This is a genomic window from Devosia sp., assembly GCF_028290645.1.
Classification (GTDB): Bacteria; Pseudomonadota; Alphaproteobacteria; order Rhizobiales; family Devosiaceae; genus Devosia_A.
Genome location: NZ_JAQGJL010000379.1, coordinates 1 through 15,585 on the forward strand (window position 1 = coordinate 1; position 15,585 = coordinate 15,585).

Below are 15,585 nucleotides of genomic sequence, written 5' to 3' on the forward strand. Positions count from 1 at the left end.
CCGAAGAACCCGCGCACATCGCCGATCCACACGTCCGGCACTTCCAGCACCGCGTAGTGACCGCCGACATCGAACTCGGTCCAGCGCACAATGGTGTTGCTGGTCTCGCCATAGCGGCGGATCGGCACTTCGTCGTAGCCGAAGACGGCGACCCCGGTCGGGACGCCCGAGTTCGCCTTCGGCGACCAGGCCTCCGGATCATGCGCGTTCTCATAGTAGAGCCGGATCGACGACGCGGCGGTGCCGGTCACCCAGTAGATCATGAAGTTGGTGAGGAACGTGTCCATCGCCACTGCCTCCACCCGATCGCCGAAGCTGGTGAACAACTCGCTGATCCACGCCAGCAGGCCCGCCGGCGAGTCCGAGATGCCGTAGGCCAGCGCCTGCGGCCGGCTGGACTGGATGGCGTTGAAGACGAAGTGCTCGGCCATGAAGCGCTGCACGCGCTGCAGCCGGACCTTTTCCGCATCGGTGAAGGTGGCGAGTTCCTCGGGCGTGACCGGCCCCATCGGGATGAAGCCCATGGTCGCGGCGTTGATGTGCACCCCGATCACCCGCTCGGGCGCCAGCCGGCCGATCTCCGGCCCGATGATCGCGCCGGCATCGCCGCCCTGCACGGCGAAGCGCTGGTAGCCGAGCCGATCCATCAGCTCGCTGAACGCCTTGCCGATCCGCACATTGTTCCAGCCCGGCTCGCGGGTCGGCCCCGAGAACCCGAAGCCGGGCAGCGACGGGACGACCACGTCGAATGCGTCCTGGGCTCTGCCGCCGTACGCCACCGGGTCGGTCAGCGGCCCGATGACATCGAGGAACTCCACCACCGACCCCGGCCAGCCATGGATCAGCAGCAGCGGCACCGCATTCTTCTCGGCCGATTTCACATGGATGAAATGAATCGGCTGGCCATCGATCTCGGTGGTGAACTGCGGCAGCCGGTTGATCGTGGCCTCTTCGGCCCGCCAGTCATAACCGTGGAGCAGCCGCTCGATGGCGCCGCGCACATAGGCATTGGTCGGGCCAGCGTTCCAGTCGTTCGCAACTTCGCTCGGCAGGATGGTGCGGGCGAGGCGATCCCTGAGGTCCTCGAGCTGGGCGGCGGGAACATCGATCTTGAAGGGGGTGATGGCGGACATTTGGGGCTCTCCGGTCTGGATTTGCGTGAAGACACCCCTTCGTACCCAACCCCTGCCGGCGATTATTGGAAGTTTCCGACAACCTCACTCGGCCGCCGCGCGTGCTATCTCCCTGGGCGTCTGCCCCATGATCGCCTTCAGGGAATTGATCATGTGCGCCTGGTCGGAAAACCCCAGCGCCAGCGCCACCTCCACCGCCGGCCGCCCCATCTGCAGCAGCGACACCGCCTTCTGCGCCCGCTGCACCAGCGTGAAGTGCTTGTAGGTAAGCCCGGTGGTCCTCAAGAAATGCCGCTGCAGCGTCCGTTCGGTCATCGCCTTCGGCTGCCCCTCGACCACCGAGGCGACGAGCTCGTTGCTGGCGACGATCCCGTCACGCACCAGCCGCTCGACGAACACATCGGCATTCTCGAAGGTCGGGATCTCCCGCACGTCCGTGCCGACCCAGAACCCGCCCCTACCGAACTTCTCCAGCATCACGCCCTCGTCGCGCATCACCTTGCCCGGCATCAACGGCATGAAACTGTGCGGCTTGAACGAGATCACCAGCAGCTCGTCGCCCGCGGCATACTCGTAGACCACCGGGCGCGTGGTGAGGCCCGTCCGCAGCACCAGCCTGTCGTCGCCGCGCTTGATCACCGCGATATCCCAGCACCCGTCCGGCTGCATCAGCGTGCTGCCATCTGCGACGAACCGGATCGAGCTGATGCTCTCCACGAAGGGCGAGTCGACGGGCCGGGAGTTCACGATGCGCTGCATGGCCGTCAGTCTAGCATCACCACCCCACCCGACAAAACCGCCCTCAGCGATCACGCCCCTCGCGTCGCCCCTTTCGTCGACGCGACCCGCGGCGCCGTTTTCGTAGCCACCCAGATCAGGTGCCGCGCCCCACTGCGCTTGCCATGGGCACGCGCCCGGATCTCCTCGACCTGCATCCCGGTCTGCTGCAGGCGCTTGGTGAACTTCGCGTCCGGCGCCACCGACCATACCGCCAGCATCCCGCCCGGCCGCAACGCCGCCTTGGCCGCTGCCAGCCCTCCATGGTCGTAGAGCCGGTCGTTGGCCGGCCGCCCCAGCCCCTCGGGGCCATTGTCGACATCGAGCAGGATCGCATCGAACTTCTGCCTGTCGGCCGCCATCACCCTGCCGACATCGCCCTCGCGCAGTACCACGCGCGGATCGTCAAGACTCTCGCCATGCACCGTTTTCAGCGGGCCCCGCGCCCAGGCGATCACCGCCGGCACCAGTTCCGCCACCTTCAGTTCCGCATCCGGCCGGAAGGAGGCGAGCGCCGCGCGCAGCGTGAACCCCATGCCCAGCCCGCCGATCAGCACCCGCGCCCTTGGGCGCATGCCGATCCGCTCCGCCGCCAGCTCCGCCATCACCTCTTCCGAGCCGCTCATCCGGCTGCTCATCAGCCCGATCATTCCGGAGAAGATGGTGAACTCAGCGCCGCGCTGCATCAGCCTGAGCTCGCCGCCTCCCGGCATCATCGCACGATCGAGCTCAATCCACGGCAGCACGGCACTCTCCTGTCACTGTCGCAGAGCTTTAGCGCCGCCGCCCCGCCGGCAACAGCCCCATCCTGCTCACCGGCACAGGGTCCGAGCGCTAGTCCTCCACCGGGGCGTGCAGCCGATCTTCGAGGCTCTCGGTATCCTGCTCGGTGAGGAACTGCACGGCGAACCCCACGTCCAGCCAGCGCACCACGCGCGCCAGCACGCGCCCCACCGCCAGCGGCGTGCCGAAGTCCGGCTGTATGTCGGCCGAGATCGCGGCGCCCGAGCGCGACATGTCGATGATGAGGCACGGCAGCCGGCTCCCGTCGGCCATCAGGATGGTCGAGCGCGGATCGCGCGGCATCAGCCGGCGGTGCGCCCGCTTGTCTGCCACTCCATGGAAAACCCGCTTCTTGTACCATCCGATGCGCTTGATCAGCAGGGTTCGCTCTTCCGCGCTAGTCTCGATGGTCATCGAGAAGCCGCCGTCGATCAGGCGGTCGATGTGCCCCCTGATGGTGCCGAACGGCTCGAAATTGGCGGAAAGCTCCTCGCCCGGCGCGCCGAGCACCGGTGCCGAAGCCACCATCATCTGCGGCGAGATGCTCTGCAGGCGACAGGCGAACACGTGCACCCGGTGGCTGCGGTTCTTGCGGCTGGCGAGCAGATAGCGCCCCATCAGCGCGCCGATGAAGCGCACGTCGCCGGAACGCCTGGAGGCATCCTGCCTCATTTTCGAACTCCTCGCTGGCGTTCGATGTGATCGTTGTCATCGCTCCTGTTAGTGGGAAAGATTGAATGGCCGGTTGCATCGCCCCCGCAATCCCTGCGGGTGCCGGCAACGCTTCATTTGCCATAAGGGATGGGCGGAGCGCCGCCTACGCCGAGCCGCTGTCCGGCGATGTCGGAGCATCGGGGGTTTTCAGCGTCAGCAGCGCTTCCAGTTGCCCGATCCCCTGCAACTCGGCGAACTGCACGGCAAACCCCGCCTCGATATGCCGCACCACCCTGCCCGGTATGGCGCCGACCTGGGCGGGCGAACCGAGCGGCGGCAGCACGTCCGCCGACACCGCCACGCCCGATTGCGACATGTCGATGATGAAGCAGTCGAGCCTACGCCCATCGGCGAGCAGCAGCCTGGCCTGGGTCTCGCGCGGCAGCACCCGCTTGTGGGCACGACGGTCGTTGACCGTCCTGAGCGCCCGCCGCTTCAGCCAGTCGATCCGGGCGCCGAGCGCCCGCCGTTCCGGCTCGCTGCACTCGAACGCAACGGCGAACCCGCCATCGAGAATGCGGCTGATCCTGCCGTGCAGGATGCCGAGCCCCTGCAGCGTCATCGTCAGCGCGTCGCCCGGATCGCCTGAGATCGGCGCATTCACCACCGCTTCGTGCGACGAGATGCTGCGCGAGCGGCAGGCGAACACCTGCACGGCGCCCGGGGTTTGCGCCCGGCTCGCCAGCACGTAGCTGCCCATCACGTCGCCGATGAAGCGGGTATCCTTGCGGTCGGGTACCGCGGAGGCGCGCGCCATGCCTTGCATCGCCAGCGGCATCGGTCAGCCCGCCTTGCTCGAGGCCAGGAGCACGACCTCGTAGCCGGCCACCAGCCGGTCGGCATCGGCTGCTTCGAGCACGAAATCGAACGCAACGGCGAAACCTGTCTCCGACATCCGCACCACATGCGCCGGCACCTTGCCCACCGACACCGCGTCGCCAATCGCCACGGTACAATCCGTGCTCACCGCTGCGCCGGACCGCGACACGTTGCTCAGATGCGCCGTCAGCGTCTCGCCCGTGGTCAAAGTGATGGTGGTTCGCGTGTCGACCGGCCGGGCGCGCATATGCTCGCGCTGGTCGCCGGCCAGGCGCCCGCCCCGCCGTCTCAGCCACGAGACCCAGATGCCAAGCCGCCGCCGCGCCTCGTCGTTGATCAGGGTGAAGCAGACGAAGCCATCGTCGCGCACCTGTTCGATCTCGCAACGTACCGGCCCGAATCCGTCAAGCTCGACCCACATGTGCTCGCCCACGTCGCCATGGATCGGCGCCGAGATCACCATCGCCGAGGGCGACAGGCTCTCCACCCGGCACCGGACGACGCGGACGCCGGTGCCCTCGCGGGGCGTGTGGGTAAACGACGCCGCCAGCCCTCCGTCATAGCGCAGCTCGGACCGCCGCTCCCGAATTCGCTGTGTAGATCGATCGCCGTCGAAGGAACTCGCCATGCCGTCACCCGCCTTCGCAGGCAAAACTACGCCGACGACTCTGAATCAGAAGTTACCCAACTCGAAGACTTCCAATATTCGCCAACCGCTAGAAGTAACTTGGATGCGATGTTATCGTTGTCCGACTTTGCCATCTGCCCCAACACACCCCTCCGGCATAGGCAATCTTGCCTATGCCCGAGGTTCCGTCGCGAACTATAGGTCCTTGGTCTCCAGCATCATCTCCTCGAAGAACGCGTCCGGCCCCTCCACTTCCTTCAGACGCTTGCCGTCGATCTGCAGATACCGGGTCCCGACATTCCTCACGAAGCTGCGGTCGTGCGATACCAGCACCGCGGTGGCCTCGTGCGCCAGGATTTCCCCTTCCAGCGCCTCGCGGCCGGGGATGTCGACATGGTTGGTCGGCTCGTCCATCAGGTAGAAATTCGGCTCCGTGAGCCGCAGCGCCAATAGCCCCAGCCGCGCCCGCTGGCCGAAGCTCAGCTGCCCGATAGGCTTGCTCTGCTTCTCGATCATGAAGCCCGCCGAGGCAAGCAGGCTCCGCATCCGCGCATCCGGCTGCCTGAACGCCGCCGAGATGAAGTCCTCGGGAGTGTCCTTGACCGGCAGCTGCGACATGTCCTGGTCGGTGTAGCCCAGCACCAGCGACGGCGTCACCCTTATGCCCGGGACCCCATCCGGCTCGGTCATCGCCCGGTGGATCAGCTTGACCATCTGCGACTTGCCGGCGCCGTTCCGCCCCAGGAGCACGATGCGGTCGCCCTGGAAGATGTGGAGCTTGTCGATCCTGAACAGCCCCTGCCCGGCCGGTGTCGTCACGTTGACGTTCTCCAGCGCCACAAGCAGCTTGGCGTGCGTTCCCCGGTTGGCGAGGCGGATTTCCCCCGACCGTTCGCGATGTGCCGGCCTCACCGCCTCCTCGATCCTGGCCGCCCGCTCGCGCAGCTGCTTGGTCTTCACCACCAGCAGGTCGCTACCCGAGTTAATGCCGACATTGTTGAGCTTGGCCGCCTGTTTCCGGAGCTTGCCCGCCTCCTTGAGGTCGCGCTCGTTCTGCGCTTCCTGCGACGCGTCCTCGCGCTCGAGCTCCCGGCGCGCCGCCGAGTAGGGCAGCGCGAAGTAGCGCGACGTGCCGGGCCTGAGGAACAGCGTCCGGTTGGTCACCGCATCAAGGAAATCCCGGTCGTGGCTCGCGACGATCAGCGGCAGGTTGCGCGCCTCCCGGTTCAGCCAGGTTTCGAGCCGGAACAGCTTCGACAGGTCGAGATGGTTGGTGGGCTCGTCCATCAGCAGCGCATCGGGGTCGGTGACCCAGACGCGCGCGATCAGCATCAGCCGCTGCCAGCCGCCGCTGAGCGCCGAGACCAGCCGGTCGCGCAGCTCGTACGGCGTCTCGAAGCCATCGAGCGCCACGTCGGCCCGCCACGCGTCGGTCTCGCGATCCGCGGCCGGCAGCGCCTCGAGCACGGCGTCGCGCATCGTCAGGTCCATCAGGTCGGCCGGCACGTCCTGCTCGACGTAGCCGATCCTGAGGCCGCGCGAGCGCACCAGCTCGCCCGTCGTCGCCTCGCTCTCGCCCGCGATGACCCGTAGCAGCGAGGTCTTCCCCAGCCCGTTGCCGGCAACGAGCCCGACTCTGTCGCCATCGGCGATGACGAGGCTGAGGTCCCGAAACAGCGGGATTGTGGCGGTGATGGAAAGGTTCTTGAGGCTGATCGAGCCCATTTTCGTCTCTTCCGGATTTGAGGGCACATAAGGGTGCCGATGCCGTCAATGGCTCACGCGAGAAGCGGAGCCGGCTTGGGCAGACCAGAAATGATAGGAGACGAAGATGCCGTCCGGACCCGTTCGGTCAGCCCTGCAACTGAAGCTGCAGGGCCGAAACAGGGCCGCGACTGCGGTGCTGGTCATGACGATAGCCCACGCGACCCTCCTTGTTGGTGTTGGCGGACGCCCGAGATGTGCACCGATGGCAGCGGAAAATCAAGCGACACGGGCACCAACGTTGCCCCCACACTCGATGTCATTCCAGCGAAAGCTCGTATCCGTCGCACAGCCCGCTCAGATGTAGAAATGCGTCGCAGCTTTCGCTGGGCCGAGACCGGGGATGTAGGAAGCTTGGTGCTCTAGCCGCCAGCGCACCGCGCCTTCACGCCAGGTAAAATACCGCCGCAACCGCGGAAATCATCACTGGGCGGGGCAGCGCAAGATGGGCAAGCCGGTACGCAAAACTTTTTAATCCGGCTTGCGGCCATCCGCTGATATGTGGCGCCCGAAAACCAGCCTCGGGATACGCGAGACCGCTCCTAGCTTGGGCGCGCATACGGCTACTCCAGACACAAAAACCGTATGCCGAATGTATAGTGTGGAGCGCTTAAGAAAGTGCTTCGAGAAAGCGAACGAAGTCTAAACGGACTGCTCCAAAACAACGCGTCCGGCTTCGTTGTACGAAACCGGACGCTCTGCATCTGTAGCGCATTTTGGCTAGCTGCGACGCAGCCGCTCGCGATCGAGTATGGCGCCGGTACAGGTCGAGACCCTCAGCAGGTACACCCAGTCGCCGCGTGTGGCGCGCACCTGGACGCGCCGGTCGATCGGCGCGTTGAGGAAGATGTCGTGGTAGCCCTGGTTGCTGACGGCGTTGCGGATCTGTCGGTCGGTGAGCTCGAGGCAGATCAGCGGCCTGCGGAAACCGAAACCATCGGTACCGAAGCCGAACTGGAACTGCATCTGCGCCTGGGCCGGCAGGATCGAAGCGCTGAGCGCCAGGCCGAGGACGACCGCGCGGATGAGCGTCGTGACTTTCATGTCGTTCTCCTTTTCGGCTCCCAAAACTAAAATCCCGGCCTTGCGGGCCGGGATCTGGCGGGAGCGCGAGGGAGGACCGGCTCCCGCCGGAACTGGATCAGTAGTTGTTGCCGTTACCGAAATTGAACTCCATGCCGAAGCCGGGGCCGTCATTGCCGTAGCCGTTGTAGCCGCCGTAGCCACCGCCGCCACGACGCACCCGCTCGATATTGCTCACGCGCCCGGTGCAGCGATTGACCGTCATCGAATAGGTGCGGCGGCCATAGTCGGCGAGCACGTACACGCGCACGCCCTGCCGGTCGACGAAGCGGACATTGTCGAAGCCGCTGCGATTCAGGCCACGGCGAATCTCGCGGTTGGTCAGGCACTCGCGCTTGAACCGGCGGCCATTGTCGAATCCATACGAGAAGCTGTTGCCACCGCCCTGGATGCCGAACTCGAAGTTGAACGACTGTGCCTGGACCGGCATTGCGGTGATTGCCGTGACACCGAGTGTCAATGCGACGAGGGCCGCACGACCGAATTTCATCACGGTGGAAAGTATCGGGGTCATTAGTAGTCTCCTCTTGAGGTCTTCTTGTGGTGCCAGGTCCACTAGCGTGCCATGACCCTAAAGGTTGCATTCTTAACCGATGCGGTATCGCCCGTTCATCCTCGGTTCATGTTGGGGACAACATGGGCGGCGGATTCGCGAGTGATATCAGGCCCGAACGAAGTGAGATTGCCGAACCCCCGGCCCGGACACTGCCTACCGGCCCCGGCAAGGCGCTCCGCAATCTCGGGCGGAGCGTTATCGCCCGCTGTTTGAATGTTCGCGCAACTGTGCGTTCACTTGCCGTTCACGGGCGGTTGACAGGCGCCGCGGAGCGCCCTACCTCCGGCTTTAACCCACCCTAACCGGCAATATGCTAGAGCTTGAGAGGCGCATGATTCGTGCCTCGGACGGAGATTTCATGGCGGCGATCGAAGACCTGTTCGACCCCGAGGACGAGGCGCCTCTTCCGCAGCGCGCCCCCAAGCCCGCAGTGCCGCCCAAATCTTCCCCCGCCGGCGCGCCGCCCAGCGTCGCTCACGCGGCGTCCTACTCCGCTGCCGACATCGAAGTGCTCGAGGGCCTCGAGCCGGTCCGCCGCCGCCCCGGCATGTATATCGGCGGCACCGACGCCAACGCGCTCCATCACCTGTTCGCCGAAGTCATCGACAACTCGATGGACGAGGCGATAGCCGGCCACGCCAGCCGCATCGAGGTGCATTTCGGCGCCGACGGCTACATCACCTGCACCGACAACGGCCGCGGCATCCCGGTCGAGAACCACCCGAAATTCCCCGGCGTCTCGACGCTCGAGATCGTCATGACGCGCCTCCATGCCGGCGGCAAGTTCGACGGCAAGGCCTACGAGACCTCGGGCGGCCTCCACGGCGTCGGCGTCTCGGTAGTGAACGCGCTGTCGGACAGCCTCGTCACCGAAGTGGCCCGCGACCAGCAGCTCTACCGGCAGAGTTTTTCGCGCGGCAAGCCGCTCGGCGGCGTCGAGCACCTGGGCAAGGTGCAGAACCGCCGCGGCACCACGCAGCGCTTCCACCCCGATCCGGAAATCTTCGGCGACCTGCAGTTCTCGGCGCTCCGCCTGTTCAAGATGACCCGCTCGAAGGCCTACCTGTTCGGCGGCGTCGAAATCCGCTGGACCTGCGACGACAGCCTTGCCACCGCCGACGTCCCCGCCAAGGCCACCTTCCACTTCCCCGGCGGCCTGCGCGATTTCCTCGCCAGCCGCATCGAGGGCGAGCCGCGCATCGTCGAGGACATCTTCTCGGGCATCACCGGCAAGCCCGGCACCCATGGCGCCGTCGAGTGGGCGATCGCCTGGTGCCTCGGGGACGGCTTCGTCAATTCCTACTGCAACACCGTGCCGACCGGCGACGGCGGCACGCATGAACAGGGCCTCCGCGTTGCCCTGCTTCGCGGCCTCCGGAACTACGGCGAGCTCTCGGGCAACAAGCGCGCCGCCCAGCTCACCGCCGAGGACGTGCTGGTCCAGTGCTCCGCCATGCTCTCGGTGTTCGTCCGCGAGCCCGAGTTCGTCGGCCAGACCAAGGACAAGCTGAGCTCGGGCGAGGCTACGCGCATCGTCGACAAGGCGCTCAGCGACGCCTTCGACCACTGGCTTGCGGCCTCACCCAACCAGGCGTCAAAACTCCTCGACTGGGCCATCGAGCGCGCCGAGGAGCGCCTGCGGAGGAAGAAGGAGAAGGAGGTCGATCGCCAGTCGGCGACCCGAAAACTCCGCCTCCCCGGCAAGCTCGCCGATTGCACCCAGACCGCCGCCCAGGGCGCCGAAATCTTCATCGTCGAGGGCGATTCCGCCGGCGGCAGCGCCAAGCAGGCGCGCGACCGCCAGAGCCAGGCCATCCTGCCGTTGCGAGGAAAAATCCTCAACGTCGCCGGCGCCACCCGCGACAAGCTCGCCGCTAACCAGCAGATCGCCGACCTCGTCCAGGCGCTCGGCTGCGGCACGCGCGATCGCTACCGCGACGACGATCTCAGGTACGACAAGATCATCCTGATGACCGACGCCGACGTCGACGGCGCCCACATCGCCTCGCTCCTCATCACCTTCTTCTTCCAGGAGATGCCCAAGCTCATCGAGGGCGGCCACCTCTACCTCGCCATGCCGCCGCTGTTCCGCATCAGCTCGGGCCCCAAGGTGCTCTACGCCATGAACGACGCGCACCGCGACCGCCTGCTCGACACCGAGTTCAAGGGCAAGAAGCCCGACATCACCCGCTTCAAGGGCCTCGGCGAAATGCCCTACGTGCACCTGCGCGAAACCACCATGGACAAGAAGAGCCGCACCCTCCTGCAAGTCCGCGTCCGCCAGGACCTCGAAGAGACCAGATCCGCGGTCGACCGCCTGATGGGCAACCGCCCCGAGGCCCGCTTCGACTTCATCCAGGAAAACGCCGCGTTCGTCACGGACCTGGATATTTAGGGATGCACGCGCGTCCCTGCCACGAGGGCCGGCGGCAACCGTGATCACCAGACGCGGAGTGCTGAAGCTTTTCGGCGCGGGGTTTGTCGCGCTGCTCGCAACCGCAGCTTACCCCTTCATCGAAGTCCTCGCGCGGCCGCGCATCACTCGATATGCTCTGACGCCCCGCAGTTGGACTCCGGGTCTTGCACTGCGGGTCGCGGTCATCGCCGACATCCATGCCTGCGAACCCTGGATGAGTTCGGAGCGGATCGACGGCATTTGCACCCAGGCTCAGGAGCTTGAGGCCGACCTCATCCTGCTGCTCGGCGACTACGTCACCGGCATGAACCTGGTCACTGGTCCTGTCCACTCGTCCGCATGGGCAGCCGCGCTCGGCAAGCTGCACGCGCCCCTCGGCGTCCACGCCATCCTCGGCAACCACGACTACTGGGAGGACCGGGCGTATCAGCTCGACCAGTCCGCCACGCCCTTCGCTCTCAAAGCTCTGCGCGACGCCGGCATCGCCACGTACATCAACGAGGTCGTCCGACTCGAAAAGGACGGCCACGGCTTCTGGCTGGTCGGCCTCGCCGACCAGATGGCCCTGCTCCCCGGCAGCCGCTACGGCCGCACCCGCATGGCCGGCCTCGACGATCTCGACGCCACGCTGGCTGCAGTCACCGACGACGCGCCGGTCCTGCTGATGGCGCATGAGCCCGACATCTTTCCCTCCGTCGGCGAGCGGGTCGGCCTGACGCTCAGCGGCCATACCCATGGCGGCCAGATCAATCTGTTTGGCTGGCGACCGTCCGCTGCCTCCATCGGCTCGAGACGCTATCCCGCCGGCTACTACAACGTGGATGGCCGGGAGCTGATCGTCTCCCGCGGTCTGGGCTGCTCGATCGTGCCGATGCGCGTCGGCAGCTGGCCGGAAGTCCTGCTCCTGGAATTGGGGGCCACCTAGCCATCCGGCGCGAAGCAAGAAAAGCGCCCCTGCTGCAAGTCCGCCGCGTTCGTCACCGACCTAGACATCTGGCGTCTTCGTTACGATATACAGTGCTGCGCGAACTGAACCGCGGTAATCATTCACCGTCGCGGTTAATCACGCCCCTGCAAATCCCGTTGACTCGGAAGGCGTTTCCACTATGTTCCGGGCGCGTCGCGCAGAGCCCCGGACAGGGCGGAGTCCGGATCGGTTGCTGCAAGGCGAGGCCTTAATATCCGGCTTGTTCTTCGCGACCATTCGTCGACCCGCGCCTCCTCAAGTAGCTGCCCGTCGACCTGCCTTTCCTACTTGAGCGGACCACTGATTTGGCAAATGACTTTACCGGGCTCGGCCTCAGCGCCAAGGTGATGGATGCGGTTGCCGCGTCCGGCTACACCAAGCCCACCGACATCCAGGCGCAGGCCATCCCGCACGTCCTTCAGAAAAAGGACATCATCGGGATCGCCCAGACCGGCACCGGCAAGACCGCGTCCTTCGTGCTGCCGATGCTCACCCTGCTCGAAAGCGGCCGCGCCCGTGCCCGCATGCCGCGCACCCTGATCCTCGAACCGACGCGCGAACTCGCAGCACAGGTCCACGAGAATTTCGAGAAGTACGGCAAGAACCACCGGCTGAACGTCGCGCTGCTCATCGGCGGCGTCTCGTTCGAAGACCAGAACAAGGTGCTCGATCGCGGCGCCGACGTGCTGATCGCCACCCCCGGCCGCATGCTCGACCAGTTCGAGCGCGGCCGTATCCTGCTCACCGGCGTCGATATCCTCGTCATCGACGAGGCCGACCGCATGCTCGACATGGGCTTCATCCCCGATATCGAGCGCATCTGCGGCCTGCTTCCGACGCGCCGGCAGACCCTGTTCTTCTCGGCCACCATGCCGCCCGAAATCCAGCGCCTCACCAGCCGGTTCCTCCGCGACCCAATCAAGATCGAAGTCGCCCGCCAGAACTCCGTGGTCGAGACCATCGAGCAGCGCCTTGTGCGGGTCTCCGGCAAGCCCGAGGAAAAACGCGCCGCGCTGCGCCAGCTGATCCGCGGCGAGGAAAACCTCAAGAACGCGATCATCTTCTGCAACCGCAAGCGCGACGTCGCGACCCTCGCCCGCTCGCTCGAGCGCCACGGCTTCTCCGCCGCGGGCCTCCACGGCGATATGGACCAGAAGAGCCGCATGGAAACGCTCGACTCGTTCAAGACCGACAAGCTCAAGCTCCTGATCGCCAGCGACGTGGCCGCCCGTGGCCTCGACATCCCGGCGGTGAGCCACGTCTTCAACTTCGACGTGCCGACCCACGCCGAGGACTATGTCCACCGCATCGGCCGCACCGGCCGCGCCGGTCGCTCGGGCGTCTCCATCACGCTCGCGACGCCCTCCGACGGCAAGTATATCGATGCCATCACCAAGCTGATCCACAAGGACATTCCCGAGGTGAAGCTCGGCGGCCTGACCGAGCGCGTCGAGGCGCCGGCCGCGAAGGACTCCCACGAGCCGCGAGACTCCCGTGATCCACGCCGTGAGCGCAGCGAACGGCCGCGCCGGCCGGCCCGCAATGGCGCGCAGCGCAGCGAGGCTCAGCACAACGACGCGCCACGCAACGAGGCGCCCCGCCACGAAAACCGCGGCAACGGCGCCGACAGGCCGGCCCGCGCGCTGCGCACCGAGCATGTCGAAGGCATCGTCGCCGATTCGCCGTTCGGCTCCGATGGCCCCATTCCGGCGTTCCTGCTTCGGAAATAGGCGCGATCAACAGACTTCGCCTGCAGGCGGCGTAGAATATCGCGCCGGCCGAAGTGTTTTTACGCGCCGTTAAGCCCCGGGAACAGACAATGCCGCCTAAACTACCGGTGGCGGCCGGAGCTTGGGGGAACGGTGTCAGAGCAGGAATTCAGACGCGCGCTGGGTTACGCGAACTCCGCGATCGACCTGTTGAAGCGCGCTACGATTCCACCGTATCCGCAGTTCTATGAGCTGCTTTATACTTACGCGACGGGCGTCAACCCGGCGCTGAACGCTCGCGTCAACGCCATCTTCCGCGACGGCCACGCCACCGCCGACATCGCCGAGCGGCTCTACAACGAGTTCCTCCGCTCGCAGGACGCCAACGAGCGCATCTCGAGCGTCTCCGAGCGCATGTCGCACCGCATCGCCGCCATCCACGATGCCATCGACACCACCATGACGACGGCGAATGCCTATTCGGCGACACTGCAGGTTGCCAGCGGCGACCTGGGCTCCGACCAACTCAACGATGCCCGCCTGCGCGAACTGGCCAACGCCCTCCTCGACGAAACGCGCCGGATGCAGGACGCCAACCACCGCCTCGAGTTGAACCTTGCTGCTTCGCGCGAGGACATCGAGGCGCTGCAACGCGACCTCGACGATGTGCGGCGCGAAGCCCTGCTCGATCCCCTGACCAAGATCAACAACCGCAAGGCCTTCGACGACGGCCTGCTGCGCTCGGTCGCCCGCGCCGCGGAGCACGGCGACCACCTGTGCCTGATGCTGATCGACATCGACCACTTCAAGCGCTTCAACGACACCTGGGGCCACCAGACCGGCGACCAGGTGCTCCGGCTTGTCGCCATGACCATCAAATCCAACATCAAGGGCAAGGACATCGCCGCGCGCTACGGCGGCGAGGAATTCGCCGCCATCCTCCCCGACACCGACCTTGAAGGCGCGGTCATCCTAGCCGACAACATCCGCAAGGCCATCCAGGCCAAGGAGTTGCTGAAGCGCTCGACCAACGAGAAGCTCGGCCGGGTCACCGCCTCGTTCGGCGTCGCCACCTTCCGCCCCGACGACACCCCGTCCACCCTCGTCGAACGCGCCGACCGCTGCCTCTACGCCGCCAAGCACGCCGGCAGGAACAAGGTCGTCAGTGAGATCGAACTGCAGGGCGATATCGTCGCGGCTTGAGCATCGCGTTCGCGGAGGCAACCCCTCATCCGGCCTTCGGCCACCTTCTCCCACAAGGGGAGAAGGCCCTAATCCGAGAGACCTCGGCTCCATCGCCTTCTCCCCTTGTGGGAGAAGGTGCCCGAAGGGCGGATGAGGGGTCCCGCATCGCCAGCGATGCGCGCTCCGAGCGGAAGCGAGGAGCGGCAAGATCAGCGATCACCGGGATGCCTCAGTCGGCGCCTTCTCCCCTTGAGGGAGAAGGTGGCGCGCAGCGCCGGATGAGGGGTCGGCAACCGCAGGTTGCCCGATCCGAGCGGAAGCGAGGAGCGACTTACTCCGCGATCTCCACCCCAACCGACCGCAGCGCATCCCAATACCCCGGATAGGTCTTGCTCACGCAATCCGGATCGAGGATCGAAATGCCCCCGATCTTCAGCCCCACCAGCGCAAAGCTCATGGCGATCCGGTGATCCTCATAAGTCTCGATGCGGGTGCGCGCATTCCGCTGCTTCAGCTCGCCCAGCCGCGGATCGGACGACACCACCAGGTCATCGCCTTCCTCATGCGCCAGCCCCGGCCGTATCCGGTTCAGCTCGGTCGAGAGCGCCGAAATCCGGTCGCATTCCTTCACCCTGAGGTTGGCGATGCCGATGAACCGCACCGGCGTCTGGTTGAACGCCGCCAGCACCGCCAGCGTCGGCACCGCGTCCTGCATCTGCGAGCCATCGATCACCGCCGGCAGCCGCGGGAACATCCGGATGAACCGCGCCGCCTCGGCATCCGGCTGCGTGAAGGCCTCCATCGGCACCCCAAGATCGATCTTGCCGCCGGTCAGCGCCTCCGCCGCCCAGAGATAAGTCGCCGCCGACGCATCCGGCTCGATGTGGAAATCCGTCGCCTTGTAGCCGGTCGGTTCGACCCGCCACGTCATCTCGTCCAGTTGCTCGACGCTCGCCCCGAACGCCCGCATCGCCGCCAACGTCAGGTTCACGTAACCCCGCGCATCGAGGTCCTTGCCGGTCAGCGCCACCTCGATCGGCCCCTCGCCGAA

Annotated in this window: 13 protein-coding genes and 1 pseudogene; 4 read left to right on the forward strand and 10 right to left on the reverse strand. The window is 66.0% G+C overall.

Annotated features, from left to right (window positions below; translation table 11 throughout):
* From JWQ89_RS20175 to JWQ89_RS20215, 9 genes are all read right to left on the reverse strand, one after another.
* The coding region (locus JWQ89_RS20175) for an epoxide hydrolase family protein (RefSeq protein WP_299644050.1) at positions 1-1,133 on the reverse strand (1,133 nt) is incomplete at its 3' end.
* A gap of 84 nt (positions 1,134-1,217) precedes the next feature.
* Positions 1,218-1,892, reverse strand: coding sequence for a helix-turn-helix domain-containing protein (locus tag JWQ89_RS20180; RefSeq protein WP_299644051.1), 675 nt, complete (start codon positions 1,890-1,892; stop codon positions 1,218-1,220).
* Positions 1,893-1,942: 50 nt separating this feature from the next.
* The gene (locus tag JWQ89_RS20185) at positions 1,943-2,656 is read right to left on the reverse strand and encodes a spermidine synthase (RefSeq protein ID WP_299644053.1); all 714 of its coding nucleotides are present in this window, start codon (positions 2,654-2,656) and stop codon (positions 1,943-1,945) included.
* An 88-nt stretch (positions 2,657-2,744) separates the two neighbouring features.
* The gene (locus JWQ89_RS20190; protein WP_299644054.1) at positions 2,745-3,365 is read right to left on the reverse strand and encodes a PilZ domain-containing protein; all 621 of its coding nucleotides are present in this window, start codon (positions 3,363-3,365) and stop codon (positions 2,745-2,747) included.
* A gap of 145 nt (positions 3,366-3,510) precedes the next feature.
* Positions 3,511-4,164 carry a PilZ domain-containing protein gene (locus JWQ89_RS20195; protein ID WP_299644056.1) on the reverse strand — a complete coding sequence of 218 codons (654 nt, stop codon included), beginning with the start codon at positions 4,162-4,164 and terminating at the stop codon, positions 3,511-3,513.
* 24 nt (positions 4,165-4,188) lie between these two features.
* Positions 4,189-4,854 (reverse strand): PilZ domain-containing protein, encoded by a 666-nt coding sequence (locus JWQ89_RS20200; RefSeq protein WP_299644057.1) that lies wholly within the window; start codon positions 4,852-4,854, stop codon positions 4,189-4,191.
* Between the two features lie 195 nt (positions 4,855-5,049).
* Complete coding sequence (locus tag JWQ89_RS20205; protein WP_299644059.1) at positions 5,050-6,579, reverse strand: ABC-F family ATP-binding cassette domain-containing protein; 1,530 nt, start codon at positions 6,577-6,579, stop codon at positions 5,050-5,052.
* A gap of 759 nt (positions 6,580-7,338) precedes the next feature.
* Positions 7,339-7,662 (reverse strand): hypothetical protein, encoded by a 324-nt coding sequence (locus tag JWQ89_RS20210; protein WP_299644060.1) that lies wholly within the window; start codon positions 7,660-7,662, stop codon positions 7,339-7,341.
* Between the two features lie 97 nt (positions 7,663-7,759).
* Positions 7,760-8,215, reverse strand: a complete 456-nt coding sequence (locus tag JWQ89_RS20215; protein ID WP_299644062.1) for a hypothetical protein — start codon at positions 8,213-8,215, stop codon at positions 7,760-7,762.
* A gap of 400 nt (positions 8,216-8,615) precedes the next feature.
* Between JWQ89_RS20215 and parE the strand changes: the two genes are divergently transcribed.
* The 4 genes from parE (at position 8,616) to JWQ89_RS20235 (ending at position 14,552) form a co-directional block, all read left to right on the forward strand.
* Entirely contained in the window at positions 8,616-10,652 is a 2,037-nt protein-coding gene (gene parE, locus JWQ89_RS20220; RefSeq protein WP_299644065.1) for a DNA topoisomerase IV subunit B, read from the forward strand.
* Between the two features lie 40 nt (positions 10,653-10,692).
* Positions 10,693-11,598 (forward strand): metallophosphoesterase, encoded by a 906-nt coding sequence (locus JWQ89_RS20225; RefSeq protein ID WP_299644067.1) that lies wholly within the window; start codon positions 10,693-10,695, stop codon positions 11,596-11,598.
* Between the two features lie 389 nt (positions 11,599-11,987).
* Positions 11,988-13,370 carry a DEAD/DEAH box helicase gene (locus JWQ89_RS20230; protein ID WP_299644071.1) on the forward strand — a complete coding sequence of 461 codons (1,383 nt, stop codon included), beginning with the start codon at positions 11,988-11,990 and terminating at the stop codon, positions 13,368-13,370.
* 189 nt (positions 13,371-13,559) lie between these two features.
* Positions 13,560-14,552, forward strand: coding sequence for a GGDEF domain-containing protein (locus tag JWQ89_RS20235; RefSeq protein ID WP_299644069.1), 993 nt, complete (start codon positions 13,560-13,562; stop codon positions 14,550-14,552).
* Between the two features lie 313 nt (positions 14,553-14,865).
* Here the strand turns inward: JWQ89_RS20235 and JWQ89_RS20240 are convergent.
* Positions 14,866-15,585: pseudogene (locus tag JWQ89_RS20240) on the reverse strand (3-phosphoshikimate 1-carboxyvinyltransferase); the annotation flags it as partial.